This window comes from Kocuria sp. UCD-OTCP (assembly GCF_000349605.1).
Classification (GTDB): Bacteria; Actinomycetota; Actinomycetes; order Actinomycetales; family Micrococcaceae; genus Kocuria; species Kocuria rosea.
Map to the genome: position 1 here is coordinate 63,338 of NZ_AOSQ01000013.1, position 19,920 is coordinate 83,257.

Sequence of the window (19,920 nt, forward strand, 5' to 3'; positions counted from 1 at the left end):
GGCTTCAGTCGGTGAACTCGACGTAGTGGTCGGGGGTGGTGTTGTCGAAGACGCGGACGGCCAGGTCGGCGTCGTGCTCCGCGGAGAAGGCGACCTCGAGGGAGGCGCTCCCGCCGGGGGCGATGGTCGGGAAGGTCTCCATCGGCACGCCCAGCGAGTCGTCGAAGACGGGGGGCGCCGGGGCCTCGCCGTCGACGGCGATCGGGAAGGACCACGGCACGGCGTCGACCGGGGCGGCCCCGGTGTTGGTGAGGGTCAGCGTGAACACCTGCACCGGGGTGCCGGGGGCGGCCCGGACGGGGCGCTGGCCGGTGGTGCCGGGGCGGGGGCCCTCCACGACCGCCTCGAGGGAGTCGTCGAGCCGCTGGGCGGCGCCGAAGGATCCGGCGGCGTCCCGGGTGGCGGTGTCGTCGTAGGGGGCCACGTCGTTGCCCGGCGGGGCCGGGCTGTCGCGGGGCGTCTCCGGCGTCGTGCTTCCGTCCGCCCCCGACGCGGGCGCGGAACCGGCCGTGGCCGCCGGCGGGCTCGCGCTGGACGCCGCGGTGGTGCCGGTCCCCCGGTCCTCGGCGCAGCCCGCCAGCGCGACGACGAGCAGCGCCGCGCAGACGGGTCCGAGCCGGCGGCCGGGGGGCGGGGTGAGGGGAACTGCCATGGGGGGACTCCTCGACACGGTCCTGGGGGGACCGACCGGCGCCGCGCCGCCTCCGGATGAGCGGTGGCGCGGTGCCGGTCGTTGGGGGTCACGCTACACGCGCGGTTTGCTTTTGTGATTCGCATGACCCGGTGTGGCGCGCGGCGCCGCGCTGGTCAGGGGCAGGGGCGCTTGGCGAGCTCGGCGGCCAGGGCCTGGGCCGAGGCGGTGGAGGAGTTGATCCGCCAGTCCACCTCCTTGTCGAGGTGGAACCAGACGAGCCCCGTGACGTCGGGCTGCTGCGCGAGGTAGTACACCAGGTGCGCGTTCCACTCGGCCTTGGACCCGCCGGCCTCGGCGGTGGCGGTCTCGGCGACGACGATCTCCTTGCCCGGGGCCAGGCGCCGCATCTCGGACAGGCCGTAGGCGAACAGGTCCCACGGCTGCTGCCAGCTGGACCAGCTCTGGGAGGTGCCCCAGTTGTAGCCGTCCAGGGCCACGACGTCGACGTAGTCGGTGCCGGGGTAGAGCCCGTCCAGGGGCGTGGACCCGTAGTAGGGCACGTTCGGGTTCCAGACCCACTGGACGTTGTCGGCCCCCGCGCGGGTGAAGATGTCGTGGACGTGGCGCCAGGCGGCGACGTAGTCCCCGGCGCCGTTGCCGTTGACCCCCTCGGCCCACGGGTACCAGTTCCCGTTCATCTCGTGGCCGAAGCGCAGCATCACCGGGGATCCCCAGTCGGCCAGGCGGGTGGCCCAGTCGGTGATGTGGGCGTCGTGGGCGCCGGAGGCGATCGCGTCCAGGGAGTGGGCCGGCTGGTCGATCCCGCCGCCCCAGACCCACGGCTCCCAGGTCAGCAGGGTGGTGGCCCCGGCCGCGCGGGTCTGTTCGAGCTCCCAGTAGGGAACGGGCTGGGCGAAGTCCTTGTAGGAGAGGACGATCGACGGCTTCTCACCGGTCAGGGACGCCACCTCGGCGAGCTCGGTGGAGGCGGCGGGACCACCGGCCGTGCCGACGCCGAAGCGCAGGGGGCACGTGCGGACCTGGGGCTCGGCCGGCACGACGGCGGCCGTCGGGACCGGCTTCTTGGCCGGGGCGAGGGCCGCCGGTCCGGCCGGGAGGTGGACCGAGGGCGCCGCGTGCGCCGCGGGCACGGCGACGAGCCCCAGGGCCACGGCGGCGGCGGCCGCGGTGAGGGAGCACAGGACACGTGGGGGAACGAAAGCAGGCATGGGGGTTCTTCCGACGGGAGCGGGCTCCCCGCCGACGGCGAGCGCGCTGGGGGGTCTCGCACGGGGCCACGAGAATTAGCGAGCGCAAACTACCACCCGCGGGCGGCCGCTCCCCCACCCGCCCGCCGGCCGCGTCATACGCGCTGACCGGACGGGGGGGTCCCTCCGTCACGGAACGACGCGGGCCGGCAGTGGACCACGGCCTGGGCCGGGCCGGGTCCGCCGGCTGCATCTCACCGGGGTACGAGCCGGAAGAGGAACCGGGTCCGGACCATGACCCACAGCAGGCCGAGGACCACCACGTAGGCGGCGGTGTTGAGCCACACGTCCCCCTGCTGGAGAGCGGGCACGTTGGCCACGGCCAGGATCAGGAACACGTGCACGATGAACACGTAGAGGGTGGCCCGTCCCAGCGGAACGAGGAACCACCCGAGCGCGCGCTCGAGCGGCCTCCAGTAGGCGCTGAGGACGGCGTAGCCGGCGATCACCACGAGGAGCACGTTCAGCAGCCGGCCGATCCCCAGGTAGGTCCGGCCGAAGTAGGCGTCGTAGACCGTGCGGAACGCCGGCTCCGGTAGCAGGGCCAGCCGGACGTCGTAGGCGCTGCTGGCGTAGGGACTCGACCAGGAGAACAGGGCGAGGGCGACGGCGAGCAGCAGGCAGGCGACGAGCAGCGGCCGGCGGCGCCGGTCGGCGAACCACGTGACGAGCTGCCGCCGGTAGAACCCGGTGACCATGCCGAGCACGAAGAGCACCTGCCACACGAGCAGGGGGAACGAGTCCTCGAACTGGGAGGGCAAAAGGCGGATCCGGAAGACCGAGCCCGCGGCGTAGAGCCCGGCGCTGACCAGCAGGACCAGCCAGGCCCAGCCCCGGGCCAGGGCGGCGAGCACGAGGGGGCTCACCAGGAGGAGGATCACGTAGAGACCCATGATGTTGAACTGCCACGGGCCCACCTGCAGCAGCAGCACGGCGGGGATCAGCTGGGCCCGGACGGGGAACTCGAGGAGCCCGTCCATGCCCGCGTAGAGGTCGTACGTGGCGCCGGAGGCCCCTCTGCCGGCGGCGCCGGTGCCCTGGTCGGTGAACGTGGTGACGGCGCCCGCGTCCAGGAAGGGCAGCAGGCTGAGTCCGTAGACGAGCAGCACGACGACCAGCGCGGTGACGTAGAGCTTCCACGCCCGCGCGGCGGTGCGGTCGACGACGGTCCCCAGGTCGTCCTTCGTCCGGGGCCCGTAGACCATCCCCAGCACGGCCCCGGAGAGCAGGACGAACAGCTCGGCCCCCGAGACCACGCCCACGGTCTCCTGGGTCAGCAGCTGGAACAACGAGGTGAGGCCCACGTGGTTGACGACGACGAACACGATCGCGAGGCCCCGCAGCATGTCGATCCGGCTGTCGCGCGGGGCGGGCTCGGCGTACACCCAGGCCCGGGCCGGCCCCCGCCGCGCCAGGAGCCAGAGGAGCGCGCCCGCGGCGAGCACGGCCGCCGCCGCGCCCCAGGCGGCCGGCCCCTCGAGGACGGCCCCCGCCGCCGCCGGACCGGCGCCCGGGAGCGGCGCCGCCGCCGTGACCGGCCCGCTGACCAGGGCGGAGTCCCGGAGCCGCTCGCCGACGGCCGCGGCCAGCCCGGGATCGGCCGTGACGCGCCAGTCGACGGTCACCGCACCGTCGTCGCGCTGCTCGACCGTCTCGTTCCACACGATCGCACGGATGCGGTCGTGGTCGCCGGCGGCGACCGTCGCGAGCACCTGGTCCCACCAGGCCTCCTTGATGTCGCGCTCGGACGGGCCGTCCGTCCCCGGATCGTAGAAGGCGCCGGTCTCGACCATGAGCGGCTTCTCGCGGCCGACGGCGTACGCGGCGTAGAAGTCGTCCTGCCCCGCGGATCCGGCCGGCTCCCCGGAGCCCAGCATGGCGTCGAACGAGCCGGCCTCCGGCAGGACGTTGCGGGCCGGACCGGTGCCCGTCTCGTCGAGATAGGCCACCAGTCCCACCCAGTCGACCACGTCGTCGCCCGGGTAGTAGGGACCGTAGGGGTCGTCCTCCCGGTCCCAGGCGCCGTCGCCGTTCGTGTCCGGGTCGGCCGGTCCACCGCCCTGCGCCGGGGCGCTCGACGGGTCCCGGAAGGGGTAGTCGGTGCCGACCGTGGGCGACCAGACCATGACCGGGTCCGGGAGCTCGGCGTCGAGCGCGCTCGCCACGGTGCGGAACGCCTCCGTGTACGCCTCGGGCTGCTGCCCCCACGGCACCCAGGTGGTGTTCATCTGCGGGGCGAAGCGGACGAAGACCGTGCCGGGGAACCCCTCCGCGGCGTCCGCGAGCTGTCCTGCCAGGACCGCGGCCTGCGCCTCGTCCACCCGGTCCAGCGCGATCTCGGGTCGGACGGTGAGCAGGGCGTGGGCGCCCTGCGCGGAGACCTGGGAGAGGTAGTCCCGCAGGTGGCCCTGCTCCTGCTCGTCCATCGGCAGCGGGACGGGCCTGCCGTAGACGGCCGCCGGCGCGCCGAGACGCTCGGCGTGGCCGGCCGCCGTGTCCGTGCCCCAGTCCAGCAGGGCCCCCAGGTACGGGCCCTCTGGGCCCTCGTCCTCCACGGCCCGGGCGGCCCCGGACGGCACGAGGAGGAGCGCGAGCAGGAGCAGGATCAGCGCCGCGGCGGCCGGGGGGCGCACGCGTCCTCGGACGATGGGTATCAGGGTGCCCTCCAGGGTCGGTCCGCGTGCGGCGTCGTCCGCTCGCAGGGGGGCCGTCGCCCGGGGGTGCCGAGGCGGCCGGGGGGGGGGCCTGCGGCGGACGACGGACGTCACGCGGGAGGACTCTCCCCGCGTGCGTCCACCGATATCATCACGGTGCGGCTCCGGATGCGCGGAGGCTCGGGCCGTGTCCCCGGAGGCTCCCCCTCAGGCTCCCCCGGCTCCGTGCGGACCGCGCCGGCGGGATCCGTCGGTGCCGGGCCGCTCAGTGCTCGCCGTCGTCATCGCCCTTCTGGTGCGAGTGCTCGCCCTCGTCCTTCATGTCGTCGTGGTGCTTCCTGCTCCTCCAGTCGTCGTCGTCGTAGAAGTGCCACTTCTCGTGCTCTTCGCAGTACCACCAGTGGTCCTGGTGATCGCCGTCGTCGCGGTCGTACTCGTCGTCCCGGTCGTACTTGCCGTCGTGGTCGTCCTCGTCGTCGCGGTCGTACCTGTCGTCCTTGTCGTCCTTGTCGTACTTGCCGTCGTGGTCGTCCCGGTCGTACTTGTCGTCCCGGTGCTCCCTGCGGTCCCGGTCGTCCCGGTCGCGCCCCTCGTCGCGACCCCGGTCGTCGTCGCCGTTGCCGCCGCGATGGTATGCGTACTTCCGCTCCTCGTCGTCACCGCGGTCCCTGCGATCCTCGCGGTCGCCGCGGTCGCCGCGGTCGCCGCGGTCGCCGCGGTCGTGACGACTTTCATGCGATTCACTGTGGTCTCCACGGCTCTTGTCGTTATCCTGATCTGACCCCGCGACCGCCGGGGTGGCAACCGTTCCTCCCACGAGGGCGGCGGCCATGGCCGCGCCGACGAGGGTCTTCCGCAGACTTCTCATTGCTGCTCCTGTGGAGAGGGCATGACATGGGGATCGTCATGCGATCGAGATGTTCCGAGACCTGGGCAAGAGGTCTCACCTATGAGATAGGTAGGAACACCGTAGGAGTGAGCTGAGTCACGGTTCAAGACTCCGGCCGGGGCGATCACGATCACGGTTCCGTCTCGTCGCATCCCCGGAGCGGCATGTCCTGTCCGGACCCTCGCCGGTGCGGTCCCGGCGCGGTCGGGCCGCCGGCAACCCCGGAAGCCGGACCGGCAGAATCCCCGTGACGGCGCGGATCTCCGGCTCACCCCTTGCCACCGCACATCTTCCGAGGGGGTCAGGAGCGAGTTCGCCGCAGCCCGGCCGGGACACGGACACCAGCATGCGCACACCCCGCACCGAGACCGCGGCGCAACATGTGACGTCATGAGCGGTCGCGAGTGCAACGTCGCGGACCGGTGGAGCCCCCTACCGGATTCGAACCGGTGACCCCCTGTTTACAAGACAGGTGCTCTGGCCAGCTGAGCTAAGGAGGCGGATCGGCCCTCGGGCCTCCGCACGGGTGCGGCCCCGGCGGCCGGTTCCTCAGGATATCGGACGCGTTGCAGGACCCCGAAATCCCCGGGCGCCCGGACGGTCCGCACAGCGCGACGGCGCCGTGCCCCGCGCGGGGACACGGCGCCTTCTCGCTGCTCCGGCGGAGCGGGGACCCTACTCCTTGGCCTCCACGGCCGCGTCGAGGGCCTCCTGGAACGCCTCGTTGCCCAGCCGCTCTCCGTCGATGAAGACGGTCGGGGTGCCGGACACGCCGTTGGCGAGGGACTCCTGCGAGACGACGTTGACCATCGGCCGCCACGTGTCCTCCTCGAGCGCGCCCGCGATGTCGGCGCCGTGCGAGGAGGCGATCTCCACGAGCTGCTCGTCGTCCAGCCCACCGGTGCCCTGGTGGCTGAACACCTCCTCGACGAAGGCCAGGTACTGCTCGGCCGAGGACTGGTTGCCCACCTCGTAGGCGGCGGCCGCGGCCCGCGAGGAGTACTGCGTCGGCGTCGAGCGGTCGAGGAAGTTGAGGTTGCGGTACTCGAGGACGATGTCGCCGGAGGTCACGGCCTCCTCGAGCGCATCGGCGTTCTCGGCCTCGAAGTCGGCGCAGTGCACGCACTCGAAGTCCTGGAAGATCACGACCTGCACGGGCTCGCCGTCGCCCGAGGCCTCGACGCCCGGCGGGACGGCGGAGTCGTCCGGGGTCTCCGGGGCCTCGGGCACCTCGGCGAGGTCGCGCTCCTCGACCTCGGACTCGCCCGTGCGGATCCCGTCGGCCGTCAGCACCGTGCCGCCCCACTGGTTGGCGCTGGCGGGAACGGGCCCGGCCTCGGGGATCTGCTGGGCCCGGTTCTGCGCCACGACGACGCCGATCACCGCGACGATCACGAGGACCAGGGCGAGGATGCCCAGCTGCAGGATCCGGCGGGAGCGCTTGTCCTGCCGTGCGTGCTGGTCCGCGACCTGCCGAGCCCGCTCCCGGGCGGCGTCGCGGTTCCGGGGATCGGGGGTGGTGCTGCTGCTGGCTGCCATGGGTCCTCTTCGAAAGATCCTGGGGGGTGGACGGGGAGGTGTCGTCGCCCAGATTATCGGACCCCCTCCCGGGCCGCCGACTCAGGAGATCCCCAGGCAGAACCGTGAGCACGCTGATGAATAGACTGGGACGAGGACGACGACGACCTACCGGAAGGACATCCCGTGAGTGCAGAGCATCCCCCCACCGCCTCCTCGGCCGACCTGGAGGAGGTGCCGGAACCCCGGACGGACGTGCCGCAGGAGGCCGGTTACGACTTCGTCGTGGTCTCCAACCGGCTGCCGGTGGAGCGCGTCGTCGAGCACGGGCAGTCCTCCTGGCGCCGCTCCCCCGGCGGGCTCGTGGCCGCCCTGTCCCCCGTCATGGCCCGCAACGCCGGCGCCTGGGTGGGCTGGCACGGGGCCCCTGACGAGACGCTCGAGCGCTTCGACCACGACGTCTTCCACCTCGCCCCCGTGCCGCTGTCCGCCGAGGAGGTGCAGGCCTACTACGAGGGCTTCTCCAACGCGACCCTCTGGCCGCTCTACCACGACGTCATCGCGCCGCCGGAGTTCCACCGCACGTGGTGGAACAGCTACCGCCAGGTCAACCGCCGCTTCGCGGAGCGGACCGCCGAGATCGCCGCCGAGAACGCCACGGTGTGGGTGCAGGACTACCAGCTGCAGCTGGTCCCCAAGATGCTGCGCGAGCTGCGGCCGGACCTCACGATCGGGTTCTTCAACCACATCCCGTTCCCGCCCCTGGAGATCTTCGCGCAGCTGCCCTGGCGGCGGGCCGTCCTCGACGGGCTCTCGGGCGCGGACCTCATCGGCTTCCAGCGCCCGGGTGACGCCCAGAACTTCCAGCGCTGCGTGCGGCGGTTCCTGGACGTGCCGTTCAAGAACGGAGCGGCCCGGTTCGGCACGGACGACGACGCGTGGACCGTGCGCGCGGCGTCCTACCCCATCTCCATCGACGCGCAGTCGATCCAGGAGCTGGCCTCCCGGCCGGAGGTGAAGGACCGGGCCCGGGAGATCCGGCACGAGCTCGGCGACCCGGAGACCGTGTTCCTGGGCGTCGACCGCCTGGACTACACCAAGGGCATCCTGCACCGCATCAAGGCCTACGGCGAGCTGCTCGAGGACGGCAGGCTGACGGTGGGGCCGTCGGTGCTGATCCAGGTGGCGAACCCCTCCCGGGAGCGCGTGGAGTCCTACGTCCAGCTGCGGGAGGACGTGGAGGGCCTCGTGGGCCACCTCAACGGCCAGCACGACACCATCTCGCACACCGCGATCCGCTACCTGCACCACGGCTATCCGTTCGAGGAGATGGTGGCGCTGTACCTGGCGACCGACGTCATGCTCGTGACCTCCCTCCGGGACGGCATGAACCTGGTGGCGAAGGAGTACGTGGCGGCCAAGACGGACGGGTCCGGGACCCTGGTCCTCTCGGAGTTCACCGGCGCCGCCGAGCAGCTCAAGCAGGCGCTGCTGGTCAACCCCCACGACATCGACGGACTCAAGGACGCGATGCTGCGGGCCAAGGACATGCCCGCGCCCGAGGCGAAGAAGCGGATGCGCTCGATGCGCCGGCAGGTCCTGGGCAACGACGTCAACGACTGGTCCGAGGCGTTCCTGCGGGACCTCGCCCGCACCCGCCCCGGGACGACCGAGGAGGAGGAGCAGTGATGGCCCCGCACGACGACACCCGCCCGGCGCTCGAGGACGCCCTCGCCCGCGCGGCGGAGGCCGGGACCCTGCTGGTCGCCCTCGACTTCGACGGCACCCTGGCGCCCTTCACGGACGACCCGGACGACAGCCGCGCGCTGCCGGAGGCCCGGTCCGCGCTGGAGGAGCTCCTGACGCTGGACCGCACGTACGTGGCCGTCATCTCCGGGCGGCCGATGCGGTTCCTCCGCTCCGTGGTGGACCCGGACGGCCGGATGCTCCTTTCCGGCTCGCACGGGGCGGAGCTGCTCCTCGACGCCCTGGGGGACGCCGCCGCCGACACCGCCCTGCAGCTCTCCCCGGCCCAGCTGGAGCTGCTGGCACAGGCCACCGCGCTCGTGGAGGCACAGGTGGACCGGTACCCCGGGTCCAGGCTGGAGCTCAAGCCGACGGGGGCCGCCTTCCACACCCGCACGATGGCGGACCAGAGCCTGTGCGCCCGCGCGGAGCAGGAGATGGTCGAGCAGTTCGAGCAGCTCGAGGGGCTGAAGATCACCCCGGGCCAGCACGTGGTCGAGTCCTCCGTGCACTCCGCGACCAAGGGTGAGGGCATCACGGCGTTCATACAGGCCACCGGCGCCGACGTCACCCTGTTCGCCGGCGACGACGTGACGGACGAGAACGCGATGCGCGAGCTCGGCCCCGCCGATCTCGGCATCAAGGTGGGCACGGGGCAGAGCGTGGCCGCGCACCGGGTCGCGTCCCCGGAGGACCTGGCCGCGGCCCTGATCCGGCTGTCCGAACTGCGCCGGGGCGCGCTGCCGTGACCTCGGATGACGGCGCGCCGATGGCGGAGACGCCCCGAAGGTGATTAGGATCACTGTGGCCCCCATCACCTGAGGGGGCAGCTCTTCTCCTTCGGATCGTCCGGCACGTGCCTGCCGGGAAAGAGGCCTTGAACCATGTCTTCTGTGCGCTACGCCAATGTGACCTGCCAGTACCCCGGGGCCGAGCGGCCCTCGGTGACCGACCTGAACCTGGACATCGCCGACGGGGAGTTCCTCGTCCTGGTGGGCCCCTCCGGGTGCGGGAAGTCCACCACCCTGCGGATGCTCGCCGGCCTCGAAGAGGTCACCGGGGGCAACATCTACATCGGCGACCGCGACGTCACCGACGTCCCCTCCCGGGACCGCGACATCGCGATGGTCTTCCAGAACTACGCCCTCTACCCGCACATGACCGTGGCCGAGAACATGGGCTTCGCCCTGAAGATCGCCAAGATCAGCCCCGAGGAGCGCCGCCGCCGGGTCGAGGAGGCGGCGAAGATCCTGGACCTCACCGACTACCTCGACCGCAAGCCCAAGGCCCTGTCCGGCGGGCAGCGCCAGCGCGTGGCCATGGGCCGTGCCATCGTGCGCTCCCCGCAGGTGTTCCTGATGGACGAGCCGCTGTCCAACCTGGACGCGAAGCTGCGCGTGCAGACCCGCACCCAGATCGCCTCCCTCACCCGCCGACTGGGGGTCACCACCGTCTACGTCACCCACGACCAGGTCGAGGCGATGACCATGGGCGACCGGGTCGCCGTCCTCAAGGACGGGCACCTGATGCAGGTCGACACCCCGCGGGCGCTCTACGACCGGCCGGCCACGGAGTTCGTGGCCGGGTTCATCGGCTCCCCGGCGATGAACCTCTTCCGGGTGCCCGTGGCGGGCGGGGCGGCGACCTTCGGCACCATGCGCCTGGAACTGACCCGGGAGCAGCAGGCGGCCCTGACCGGGGACAAGGTCACCGTCGGCATCCGCCCCGAGGACCTGCACCCGGCCGCCGAGGGCACCGGGCTGCCGATCGAGGCCGACGTGGTCGAGGAGCTCGGCGCCGACGCCTTCGTCTACGGCCACCTCGCCCCGGTCACCGCGGCGAACACGGTCGTGACGGTGGACCCGACCGGGACCGTGGAGGAGGACGCCGCCGGGGCCCACGAGATCATCGTCCGGGTCGAGGGCCGCACCCCGCCCAGGGCCGGGGCCACGATCTGGGTCGCCCCGAACCTCGACCACGTGCACCTGTTCGACACCGCCACCGGCAACCGCCTCCCCGACTGACCCCAGCGGCCGACCGACCGCACCGACGCCACGGCGCCCTCCCCCGACGGGGAGGGCGCCGTGGCGCGTCCGGGGCCGGATCAGTCGTCGGCGGGGTGAGCGGCGAGCACCTGCTCGACGAGGTCCGGGTCGGCGTCCTGCACGTCCCAGGTGCCGGTGCGGTCGTGGTAGTCCCGTGCGGCCGCCGTCACGTTGTAGCGACTGGCGTCGCGCGGCGGATCGGAGTGCTCCAGCACGTGGAGAAGGTGCGTCTCGGCCTGGGCGAGCGCCTGGGGTTCATGCATGGCGGGTTCCTCTCGGGACGGACCGGGTCGCTCAGGACCCGGAGTGATCAGCCAACTGACGAATTCTAGTGGATGCTGCGGGGCCGCGCACTGCCGACCCAGGGTCGGGCCGGGACCGCCGTGGTGGACGCGGCGCCCGGTGGCCCTTTCCTCGGCACCGCCGGGCGCTCAGCGCAGGTCCAGCTCCTCGAGCTCCTCGTAGAGCTCGGCGGTGCGGCCCACCCGTCGTCGCCCGTCCGGACCCGCGGCGGCCAGCACGCCGTCGGCGAGCACCGACACGAGGCTCATGGCCGCCGCGTAGGAGTCGAACGGGCCCACGCCGTCGAGGGGGCACTCGATCCACAGGTCCACGGCCGAGGCGTGGCGCCGGGCCGTGCTGTCGGCGACGAGCACGGTCCGCGCCCCCGTGGCCGCGCAGACCTCCACCAGGCGCTCGAACCCGCGGGGGCGCCGCCGGAAGCCCAGCAGGACGACGACGTCGCCCTCGCCCACGTCCACGAGCTCCTCGCCGAGGGTCTGGCCGGGCAGCGGGGCGAGCCGGACGCGGTCCCGCGCCTGCTGCAGCTGCTGCTTCAGGTGCAGGGCGACCGGGTAGCTGTTGCGCAGGCCCACGACCAGGACCGTTCCCGCGTCGGCGAGCGCGCGCACGGCCCGGGCCGGGCGGTCCTCCCCCGCCGGGTCCAGGACCTTGCGCAGGTTCTTGAGCTCCTGCTCCAGGTGCTGGCTCAGCTCCGGGTCCGCGTCGGGGCCGAGCGGCACGCCCTGCTGGCGCAGGGTGCGGGCCGTCTCCCGGAGGTCGGTGAAGGACTCGAAGCCCAGGTGCCGGTACAGCCGGGAGAGGGTGGCGCGGGAGACGCCGCTCATCTGCGCCAGCTCCGCCGAGCTGTACAGGGCGAGGTCGTCCAGGTGGTCCAGGATCAGGTCGGCGGCCCGCTGCTCCTGGGGCGAGAGCCCGGCGTAGTGCGCATGGATGCGCTGTTCGATCGACACCCTCCCCACCCTAGCGACCGCCGGGATCGAGCGCCGGAGGCCCCGCGGGGACTTCCGGCCTGTGCCGGTTGCTAGCATGACCAGGTATGAAGGGTTCCCTGGCCCCACACTTCCCCCTCGCACCCCAGGACGGTACCGCCCCTGGCGGACGGTCCGGGAGCGTGTCCATCCAGACGGCCTTCCCGGACCCCGTGCTCCTGGAGCTGCCGTGGGACACCCCCCTCGAGCAGTGGCCGGAGGACGTCCTCGCCGCTCTGCCCCGCGGCATCTCCCGGCACGTGGTGCGCTTCGCCCACGCCGGCGAGAAGATCGTCGCCGTCAAGGAGACCGTCCCCCACTACGCCCGGCACGAGTACGCCACCCTGCGCCGGCTGCAGCGCATGGGCATCCCGTCCGTGGTACCGGACTCCGTGGTCACGGACCGGTACACGCCCGAGGGCGAGCCCCTGCCCGCCGCCCTGGTGACCGACCACCTGAGCTTCTCCCTGCCCTACCGGGCCATCTTCTCCGCCGGCCCCAGCGCCGCCACGGTCGAGCGGCTCGTGGACGCGCTGGCCTCCCTCATCGTGCAGCTGCACCTCTCGGGCTTCTACTGGGGCGACGTCTCGCTCTCGAACACCCTGTTCCGCCGGGACGCCGGCGCGTTCGCCGCCTACCTGGTGGACGCCGAGACCGGCGAGATCCACCCGGAGCTCACGCGCGGCCAGCGGGGGTACGACATCGAGCTGGCCCGCACCAACGTGGCCGGGGAGATCATGGACCTGCTCGCGGGCGCCGTCGAGGAGGGCCACGACATCGCGGACGTGGTGGACCCCTTCGACGTCTCCGACCGGCTCGTGGCCACCTACGAGTTCCTGTGGCGCGAGCTGACGGTCGAGGAGACCTTCAGCATGGACGAGCGCTGGCGCGTGGTCGAGCGGGTGCGCCGCCTCAACGAGCTCGGCTTCGACGTCGAGGAGGCGTCCATGGACACGGTCGACGGGCGGATCCGGCTGCGCCCGCAGGTCGTGGAGCCCGGCCACCACACCCGCCGCCTGCAGCGGCTCACCGGCCTCGGCGCCCACGAGAACCAGGCGCGCCGGCTGCTGACCGACATCGCCCAGCTCGGGCAGGACCTCTACCCCGGCCTGCCCGAGGAGCTCGTGGCCCAGCTGTGGATGCGCGAGGTGTTCTCCCCGATCATGGAGGCGGTCACCCCGCCGATGCGCCGCAAGCTCGAGCCCGCCGAGATCGTGCACGAGGTGCTCGAGCACCGGTGGTTCCTCTCCGAGCGCGCCGGCAAGGACGTGGCGACGCACACGGCGGTCGAGGACTACGTGGCCTCGGAGCTGGCCCAGCGCCCGGACGAGCGGGAGGTCTTCTGAGCCGGGAGTCGGCCCGCACGGGTCAGGGCCGGTGCGTCTCGAGGACCCCGGTCAGGGTCCGGTGCACCCGCCGGGGCCAGTCGTCGCCCAGGCTCCCGTACCGGGCCACGTGCGAGTAGGCGGAGCCCAGCACGAAGTCCAGCACGACGTCGACGTCCAGGTCCGGGCTCAGCCGTCCCGCCGCCGTCTCCGCCGCGAGGAGCTCCTTGAGCCGCTCCACGCGCGGGCGGACCAGGTGCGCGCGCAGGATCCGGGACGTCTCCGATTCCGGGTCGCTCAGCAGGGAGACCGCCACCCCGATGCCCATGTCGTGGAGCAGGAAGTCCAGTGCCTCGGCGAGGCCCTCGTCCCAGCTCGCCGGGGCGCTCGGCCGTTGCGGCGAGTACGTGGCCACGGCGTCCTCGAGGGCCCCCTCGAGCATCTCCAGGCTGTTCGCGTAGCGGCGGTAGATCGACGTCTTGGCCACGCCGGAGGCCGCCGAGACCGCTTCGATGGTCACCCGGTGCGGTCCGCCCTCGCGCAGGAGGGCCAGTGCCGCCGCGGTGATCTTCTTGTCGGTGGTGACGGTCCGCGGATCGGTCCGGTCGTCGTCGCCCATCGGTGCCCTCCTGCTCGCCGTCCGCCGCCGGAGCGCTCAGGCGGTCTTCCAGTCCTCGATGGGCCAGTGGTTCTTCCGGGCCAGCCGGTACAGGGGCAGGTCGGGGTTGACCGTGTACGGGTGGCCCATGAGCAGCAGCCAGCTGGCGTCCGCGTGGGAGTCCCCGTAGCCGTAGGAGCGGGAGAGGTCGTAGCCGCCCTGCTCGGCGTACTTCTTGAGCCACTGGGCCCGCGCCTCGTCGACCAGGGGCGGAGCGGCGAGGTAGCCGGTCATCACGCCGTCGCGCTCGTCCATCCGGCCCGCCACGACCTCGTCGAAGAGGTGCGCGATCGGCTCCACGAGCAGGTCGATGGACCCGGTGACCAGCACCGTGCGGTGCCCCGCGGCGCGGTGCTCCTCGATCCGGCTCAGGGCCCCGGGGCGCAGGAGGCGCCGCATGTCCTCGCCGAGCGGCCCGGCCACCTGCTCCCGCACGGTCCCGGCGGGCACGCCCTGGTAGCGGCGCATGAACGCCCGGATGAACTCCCCCCGGTCCCGCTTCTCGGCCTTGAGGTAGGTCGGGGCGCTCGAGACGAGGTCGGCGACCTCCGCGGGCCACTTCGCCAGGTGCAGCGTCCGGCGGCGCAGCTGGAGGTACTGGCGGATGACCGTGGAGTCCAGGACGGTGCCCTCGAGGTCGAAGACCGCGAGCACGTCCGTGCCCTCACTGAGACCCCGCCGGGTCGTGCCGCGCCGCTTGGACGCCGCCTGGAGCCGGCCGTAGGCCTTGGTCATCGTGGTCAGCGCCGGCAGGTGCACGTTCTTCCAGTAGTCGGCCCAGTCGATCGACCGGACGTCGAAGGTCCGGTCCTCCGGCGTGCCGGCGGGCAGCGAGTCGTTGAGCTGCCGCGTGCTGGCGTCGTCGAAGATCATCTCGGTGCGCGTGTAGGACTGGTAGAGGTCCACGTAGGTGCGCAGGGAGCCGAGGCCGGACTGCATCCGGTGCAGGGAGGTCGACCACTCCCGGGTGCGGGAGGTCGCGGGCAGCGCGGAGGTGATCCGGCCGCCCACGGCGGAGAGCCGCTCCTTGACCGCCAGCGAGCGCTCCACGGCGTTGTTGGCCGGGAACTTCCACTCGGGCACCCGGATGGGCTTGCCGTCGGCGTCCTCGAGCGGGTGGGCGAGGAAGAAGGAGCGGACGTTCTCGTACATCTGGTGGAACGGGAGCGGGTTCGAGGCGCCCGAGCAGACCTGGTAGTACGCGGGGGCGGGGTCCGCCTGCCCGTCGGGGGTGGCCGCGCCCGACGGGGCGCGGTGCCCGCCCGTGGCCAGCGCCACGATCGCGTTGACCACGAAGTCGACGGGGATGACGTCGAGCACGGAGTCCGGCAGCCCCGGGAACTCCGGCAGGGCGCCCTTGGCGTAGGCCATGATCAGCGGGTCGGCCACCTTGTAGCCGTCGATCCAGCCGGGGTACGGGTGGCGCAGCGCGGACTCGATGATGGACGGACGCACCACGGAGAGGCGGTGGCCGGCGCCCGCCCACTTCTGCTCGGCGACCCGCTCGCCCAGGGCCTTCGTGAAGGTGTAGATGTCGGTCCAGCCGAGGGACTGCGCCCGGGTGCGCCCGTACTCGACGAGGCGGGTGCGGACCCACTCCTCGCGCGCGGCCTCCGCGGCGCGGGCCACCGACTTGGGCCCCTCCTTGCCGTGGTCCGCGGTGGCGGCGTCGATGATGGCCTGCAGCCGCTCCGGGGTGCGGGAGGCCATCTCGGCCTCCTCGCGCGCCCGCTGGGCGGCCTCGAACTCGGCGGCCCAGTCGACCTCGTGGTCCACGGCCGCCTCGGGGCGCAGGCCCTTCGCGATCCCCCCGACGTAGCAGGTGGAGACGTGGATGACGTGCGGGTCCTGCCCGGAGGCCAGGAGCGCGTCGTAGAGACCGGTGGCGCCGCCGACGTTGGTGCTGAAGGCCTCGTGGATGGGCGGGTCGAAGGACACGGTGGAGGCCGAGTGGATCACCACGTCGAACGGCTCCGTGATGCCCGCGAGTGCCGACAGGTCCCCCTCGAGGACCGCGGTGCGCTCCGCGAAGACCCGCTTCGCCTCGTCGTCGCCCACGCTCTCCCGCCAGGTGCGGAAGGCGGGCTTGCGCAGCAGCTGCCGCAGCCGCTGCTCACCGCTGATGCTGCCCTTGGGACGGACGACGGCGGTGACGTGCACACCCTCGTGGGCGGACAGCAGCCGTTCGAGCACCGCCTGCCCGAGGAAGCCGGTGGCTCCCGTCAGCAGGACGCGCGTGGTGGGGGTCTCGGTCAACGGTGTTCCTCCGGTGGTGTGCTGGTCCGCCGCCGGTGCGGAGCGGGCGGGGGGCTGCGGGCGGGCCCTGCCCGGCGGGCGACGACGACGCCCCTCGAGCGGACCGCACCCGGCTGCGCTACGGCTACCGTAGTGTAGCCTAGATCTCATGCTTACCGCTCTCGTGACCGGGGGGACGTCCGGCATCGGCGCCGCGTTCGCCGAAGCCCTGGCCCGCCGGGGAAATGCACTCGTCCTGGTGGCCCGCGACGCGGACCGCCTCGAGCAGACGGCCTCCAGGCTGCGCTCGGAGCACGGCGTGCCGGTCGAGGTCCTGCCCGCGGACCTCTCCGACCGCACCGACGTGGACCGCGTCGCCGCCCGGGTCGAGGACCCCGAGCGACCCGTGGACGTGCTCGTGAACAACGCCGGGTTCTCCGTGAAGACCAGCTTCGCCGATCCGGACACCGGCGCCCACGACCGCGCGTTCGAGGTCATGTGCCGGGCCGTCCTGGTGCTCTCCTCGGCCGCGGCACGGGCGATGACGGCGCGCGGCTCCGGCTGGATCATCAACGTCTCCTCCACCGCGGGCCTGGTCACGATGGGCTCGTACTCGGCGATCAAGGCGTACACGACCGCGTTCACCGAGGCCCTCGCCGTGGAGCTCCACGGGACGGGCGTCCACGTCACCGCCCTGCTGCCCGGCTGGGTGCGCACCGAGTTCCACGAGCGCGCCGGCATCAGCGGCTCCTCGATCCCCTCCTTCATGTGGCTCAGCCCCGAGCGCGTGGTCGAGGAGGCTCTCGACGACGTCGCGCGCGGCAAGGTGCTCTCGATGCCCACCAAGCGCTACCGGCTCCTCGGGTTCGCCCTGCGGCACCTGCCGCGCGCCGCGGTGCGCCGGATCTCGGGGCTCGTCGCCTCGGCCCGCCAGAAGGAACGGGCGGCCGGCTCGTGACCCGCCGCGACCCCCAGGACCCGGTCCCGGTCCAGCGCTCCATCGACGGCGGCAGCGCCGGCTCCTCTCCCGAGGCCGCGCCGGAGGCCCCGCCCGCGTCCTCCGCGCAGCTGAGCCCCGACCGCTTCCGTGACCCGCGGCGCCGCCTCGCCCGCCGGATCGCCCAGCGGGTGTTCCTGCAGGGCCTCGCGTACCGCACGGTCCGCCGGACCGTGGTGACGCACCCCGCGGCCGACGCCCTGGACGGGGCGTGCATCGTGGTGGCCAACCACTCGAGCCACCTCGACGCGCCGCTCGTCCTGGGCTCGGTGCCCCGCCGCATCCGCCGGGACCTCGCCACCGGGGTGGCCGCGGACTACTTCTTCACCGCCCCGCACAAGCGCATGTTCACCGAGCTGATCTTCAACGCCTTCCCGGTGGACCGGACGGGCACCGGAGCGAACCGGGGGCTGTCCAAGCAGCTGCTGAAGGCCGGCGTCCCGCTGCTGATCTTCCCGGAGGGCACCCGGTCCCGCACGGGGAAGATGGGGTCCTTCAAGATCGGGGCCGCCGGCCTGGCCAAGGCCGTGGGAGTGCCGGTGGTCCCCGTCGCCCTGATCGGTGCCTACGAGGCGATGCCCCGCGGCGCCCGCTGGCCGCGCCGCGGCCGCCCCCGCGTGGTGGTGGCCGTCGGCGAGCCGCTGGTCGCCCGGGAGAAGGAGCCCACCTCGTCCTTCAACGACCGCATCGAGGCCTCGGTGCGGGCGCTCTACGCCGAGCACCGTCCGCGCATCGACGCCTGAACCACCGTCACCCCCCGAGAACCAGGAGAGTACTGCGCAGATGGCACACGTGAAGCACATGAAGTGGTGGGGGTGGGGCGAGGAAGGCGTGCACTTTGAGTACGCGAACAAGCCCGCCTTCGCCCCGTTCGTCAAGAACGCCCTGGACGTGGACCTGCGGCCCCGGCAGCGCGACACCATCGACTTCTCCACGGTCAGCGTCCCCGCCTCCCGCGCCGGGGAGCCCCTCCTGGAGGCGCTGGCCGCCATCACCGGCGCAGAGCACCTGACCCTCGACGACGAGCTGCGGATCGTGCACTGGGCCGGCAAGTCCGTCACCGAGCTGCTGCTCACCCGGGCCGGGGACTTCGCGCGGGTGCCCGACGTGGTCGTATACCCCGGCACTGAGGATGAGGTCGCCCAGGTGCTGCGGCTCGCGGTGGAGCGCGACCTCGTGGTCATCCCCTTCGGCGGCGGCACGAGCATCTCGCGGAGCCTCCAGCCGGATCCCCATGAGGAACGAACGATCGTTTCCCTCGATCTGGGCCGGATGAACCAGGTCCTCTCGCTCGACGAGACGTCGGGGCTGGCCACCATCCAGGCCGGCGTGCTGGGCCCGGACATGGAGGAGCAGCTCAACGCCCGCGGGTGGACGCTGGGCCACTTCCCGGACTCCTTCACGCACTCGACCCTCGGCGGCTGGGCCGCCACACGCTCCTCGGGGATGCAGTCGGACAAGTACGGGGACATCGCCGACATCGTGCGCGGGCTGCGCGTGGTGCGCCCGGGCGGCACCGTGGTGCTGCGCCCCCTCCCCTCGACCTCCACGGGTCCGAGCCTGCGGGAGATGATGATCGGCTCCGAGGGCAGGCTGGGCGTGATCACCCAGCTGGACGTGCACGTGCACCGCATCGCCGAGCACCGCGAGGTCATCGCGTACATGTTCCCCACGTGGCAGCAGGCGCTCGTTGCGATGCGCGAGATCGCCCGGTCCGGCATCAGCACCACGTTCGCCCGCGTCTCCGACGCGCACGAGACCGCGTTCTCGCTCTCCACCCAGAAGGCCCCCGCCACGCTGAAGAAGAAGGTCACGGCCAAGGGCCAGGACGTGCTGTGGGAGCTGATGCGGCGCCGCGGCTGGGACACCGACGCCATGTGCATCGCCTACGTCTGCTTCGAGGGCGCCAAGGCCGAGGTGGAGCGCCGGAAGAAGGCCGTGGCCGGCATCGTCAAGAAGCAGGGCGCCCTGGTGCTCGGCGCGGGCCCCGGCGCGCTCTACGACCAGAAGAAGTTCGACACCCCGTACCTGCGCGACTTCCTGCTCGAGCAGAACACCATCGGCGACGTCTCCGAGACCGCCGCACCGTGGTCCAAGCTCACCACGGTGCACCAGGCTGTCTACGACGCCGCGCACCAGGCCTTCGAGGCGCAGGGCAAGACCGGGTGGATCATGTCCCACATGTCCCACTCGTACCACGCCGGCGCCTGCCTCTACTTCACCTTCGGCTACGAGATCGGCGACGACCCCCACGCCGAGTACGCCGTGATCAAGAGCGCGATCCAGCAGGCGTTCATCGACGCCGGCGCCACGCTGTCCCACCACCACGGGGTGGGACTCGAGCACAGCCCCTGGATGGAGCAGGACGTCTCCCCCGAGGGCGTGCAGCTCCTGCGCAGCCTGTTCGCCGCGGCGGACCCGGGCGGCAACTTCAACCCCGGCAAGATCGTCGGCTGACCCTCCCGGGCCCGTACAGAGCAGAGCAGGCCCCCACCGTTGCCGGTGGGGGCCTGCTCTGTTGTTGTTCGGAGCGTTAAATGCGGGGAGCCCCCGCACCGTGTGGTGCGGGGGCTCGACCCTGGTGGTGTGGTCCGGCGGTGTCCTACTCTCCCACACCCTTCCGGGTGCAGTACCATCGGCGCTGCGGGTCTTAGCTTCCGGGTTCGGGATGGGACCGGGC

The 19,920-nt window shown here is 72.6% G+C and carries 16 protein-coding genes, 1 tRNA gene and 1 rRNA gene; 7 read left to right on the plus strand and 11 right to left on the minus strand.

Translation table 11 applies throughout. From position 1 onward, the window contains the following. Window positions 1-4 precede the first annotated feature (4 nt). From H488_RS24460 to H488_RS24485, 6 genes are all read right to left on the minus strand, one after another. On the minus strand, window positions 5-652 hold the full coding sequence (locus H488_RS24460) for a hypothetical protein (RefSeq protein WP_031282643.1): 648 nt from the start codon (window positions 650-652) through the stop codon (window positions 5-7). 155 nt (window positions 653-807) lie between these two features. After that, complete coding sequence (locus H488_RS24465) at window positions 808-1,863, minus strand: glycoside hydrolase family 26 protein (RefSeq protein ID WP_017832774.1); 1,056 nt, start codon at window positions 1,861-1,863, stop codon at window positions 808-810. A 233-nt stretch (window positions 1,864-2,096) separates the two neighbouring features. Further along, window positions 2,097-4,535: an OpgC domain-containing protein gene (opgC, locus tag H488_RS24470; protein WP_017832775.1), complete on the minus strand. Its 2,439-nt coding sequence runs from the start codon at window positions 4,533-4,535 to the stop codon at window positions 2,097-2,099. A 286-nt stretch (window positions 4,536-4,821) separates the two neighbouring features. After that, entirely contained in the window at window positions 4,822-5,424 is a 603-nt protein-coding gene (locus H488_RS36015) for a hypothetical protein (protein WP_017832776.1), read from the minus strand. Window positions 5,425-5,868: 444 nt separating this feature from the next. Continuing rightward, window positions 5,869-5,945, minus strand: a tRNA-Thr gene (locus H488_RS24480). A gap of 175 nt (window positions 5,946-6,120) precedes the next feature. Next, window positions 6,121-6,984 carry a DsbA family protein gene (locus H488_RS24485; protein WP_017832777.1) on the minus strand — a complete coding sequence of 288 codons (864 nt, stop codon included), beginning with the start codon at window positions 6,982-6,984 and terminating at the stop codon, window positions 6,121-6,123. 165 nt (window positions 6,985-7,149) lie between these two features. Between H488_RS24485 and H488_RS24490 the strand changes: the two genes are divergently transcribed. From H488_RS24490 to H488_RS24500, 3 genes are all read left to right on the plus strand, one after another. Then, window positions 7,150-8,652, plus strand: coding sequence for an alpha,alpha-trehalose-phosphate synthase (UDP-forming) (locus tag H488_RS24490; RefSeq protein ID WP_017832778.1), 1,503 nt, complete (start codon window positions 7,150-7,152; stop codon window positions 8,650-8,652). Then, window positions 8,652-9,458, plus strand: a complete 807-nt coding sequence (otsB, locus tag H488_RS24495; protein ID WP_017832779.1) for a trehalose-phosphatase — start codon at window positions 8,652-8,654, stop codon at window positions 9,456-9,458. The genes H488_RS24490 and otsB overlap by 1 nt, the downstream gene beginning before the upstream one ends. 135 nt (window positions 9,459-9,593) lie before the next feature. After that, on the plus strand, window positions 9,594-10,733 hold the full coding sequence (locus H488_RS24500) for an ABC transporter ATP-binding protein (RefSeq protein WP_031282645.1): 1,140 nt from the start codon (window positions 9,594-9,596) through the stop codon (window positions 10,731-10,733). A gap of 80 nt (window positions 10,734-10,813) precedes the next feature. On the opposite strand, the gene H488_RS24505 is transcribed toward H488_RS24500, so the two are convergent. After that, window positions 10,814-11,017, minus strand: a complete 204-nt coding sequence (locus H488_RS24505; RefSeq protein WP_017832781.1) for a hypothetical protein — start codon at window positions 11,015-11,017, stop codon at window positions 10,814-10,816. A 168-nt stretch (window positions 11,018-11,185) separates the two neighbouring features. Next, complete coding sequence (locus H488_RS24510) at window positions 11,186-12,007, minus strand: MurR/RpiR family transcriptional regulator (protein WP_017832782.1); 822 nt, start codon at window positions 12,005-12,007, stop codon at window positions 11,186-11,188. Window positions 12,008-12,168: 161 nt separating this feature from the next. Here H488_RS24510 and H488_RS24515 point away from each other — a divergent pair, with 161 nt between their 5' ends. After that, window positions 12,169-13,371 (plus strand): DUF4032 domain-containing protein, encoded by a 1,203-nt coding sequence (locus H488_RS24515; RefSeq protein ID WP_017832783.1) that lies wholly within the window; start codon window positions 12,169-12,171, stop codon window positions 13,369-13,371. A 22-nt stretch (window positions 13,372-13,393) separates the two neighbouring features. Here H488_RS24515 and H488_RS24520 read toward each other — a convergent pair whose 3' ends face one another. Together H488_RS24520 and H488_RS24525 are read right to left on the minus strand one after the other, a co-directional pair. Further along, entirely contained in the window at window positions 13,394-13,969 is a 576-nt protein-coding gene (locus tag H488_RS24520) for a TetR/AcrR family transcriptional regulator (protein WP_017832784.1), read from the minus strand. Window positions 13,970-14,005: 36 nt separating this feature from the next. Next, window positions 14,006-16,264 (minus strand): HAD-IB family phosphatase, encoded by a 2,259-nt coding sequence (locus tag H488_RS24525; RefSeq protein ID WP_017832785.1) that lies wholly within the window; start codon window positions 16,262-16,264, stop codon window positions 14,006-14,008. A 148-nt stretch (window positions 16,265-16,412) separates the two neighbouring features. Here H488_RS24525 and H488_RS24530 point away from each other — a divergent pair, with 148 nt between their 5' ends. Genes H488_RS24530 through H488_RS24540 form a run of 3 tightly spaced genes read left to right on the plus strand, consistent with a single transcriptional unit; the run spans window position 16,413 to window position 19,697 of the window. Beyond that, a complete protein-coding gene (locus H488_RS24530) occupies window positions 16,413-17,201 on the plus strand; it encodes an SDR family NAD(P)-dependent oxidoreductase (RefSeq protein ID WP_031282649.1) in 789 nt (262 codons plus the stop codon). Next, window positions 17,198-17,983, plus strand: coding sequence for a lysophospholipid acyltransferase family protein (locus H488_RS24535; protein ID WP_017832787.1), 786 nt, complete (start codon window positions 17,198-17,200; stop codon window positions 17,981-17,983). Before H488_RS24530 ends, H488_RS24535 begins: the two co-directional genes overlap by 4 nt. A 40-nt stretch (window positions 17,984-18,023) precedes the next feature. Then, on the plus strand, window positions 18,024-19,697 hold the full coding sequence (locus tag H488_RS24540; RefSeq protein WP_017832788.1) for an FAD-binding oxidoreductase: 1,674 nt from the start codon (window positions 18,024-18,026) through the stop codon (window positions 19,695-19,697). Between the two features lie 132 nt (window positions 19,698-19,829). On the opposite strand, the gene rrf is transcribed toward H488_RS24540, so the two are convergent. Then, window positions 19,830-19,920, minus strand: a 5S ribosomal RNA gene (rrf, locus tag H488_RS36020); the annotation flags it as partial.

What these genes read in the sequence shown, in the direction of transcription:
- H488_RS24460 (WP_031282643.1), bottom strand. Translation starts at nt 652, where the DNA reads ATGGCAGTTCCCCTCACCCCGCCCCCCGGCCGCCGGCTCGGACCCGTC.
- H488_RS24465 (WP_017832774.1), bottom strand. Translation starts at nt 1,863, where the DNA reads ATGCCTGCTTTCGTTCCCCCACGTGTCCTGTGCTCCCTCACCGCGGCC.
- H488_RS36015 (WP_017832776.1), bottom strand. Translation starts at nt 5,424, where the DNA reads ATGAGAAGTCTGCGGAAGACCCTCGTCGGCGCGGCCATGGCCGCCGCC.
- H488_RS24485 (WP_017832777.1), bottom strand. Translation starts at nt 6,984, where the DNA reads ATGGCAGCCAGCAGCAGCACCACCCCCGATCCCCGGAACCGCGACGCC.
- otsB (WP_017832779.1), top strand. Translation starts at nt 8,652, where the DNA reads ATGGCCCCGCACGACGACACCCGCCCGGCGCTCGAGGACGCCCTCGCC.
- H488_RS24500 (WP_031282645.1), top strand. Translation starts at nt 9,594, where the DNA reads ATGTCTTCTGTGCGCTACGCCAATGTGACCTGCCAGTACCCCGGGGCC.
- H488_RS24505 (WP_017832781.1), bottom strand. Translation starts at nt 11,017, where the DNA reads ATGCATGAACCCCAGGCGCTCGCCCAGGCCGAGACGCACCTTCTCCAC.
- H488_RS24520 (WP_017832784.1), bottom strand. Translation starts at nt 13,969, where the DNA reads ATGGGCGACGACGACCGGACCGATCCGCGGACCGTCACCACCGACAAG.
- H488_RS24530 (WP_031282649.1), top strand. Translation starts at nt 16,413, where the DNA reads ATGCTTACCGCTCTCGTGACCGGGGGGACGTCCGGCATCGGCGCCGCG.
- H488_RS24540 (WP_017832788.1), top strand. Translation starts at nt 18,024, where the DNA reads ATGGCACACGTGAAGCACATGAAGTGGTGGGGGTGGGGCGAGGAAGGC.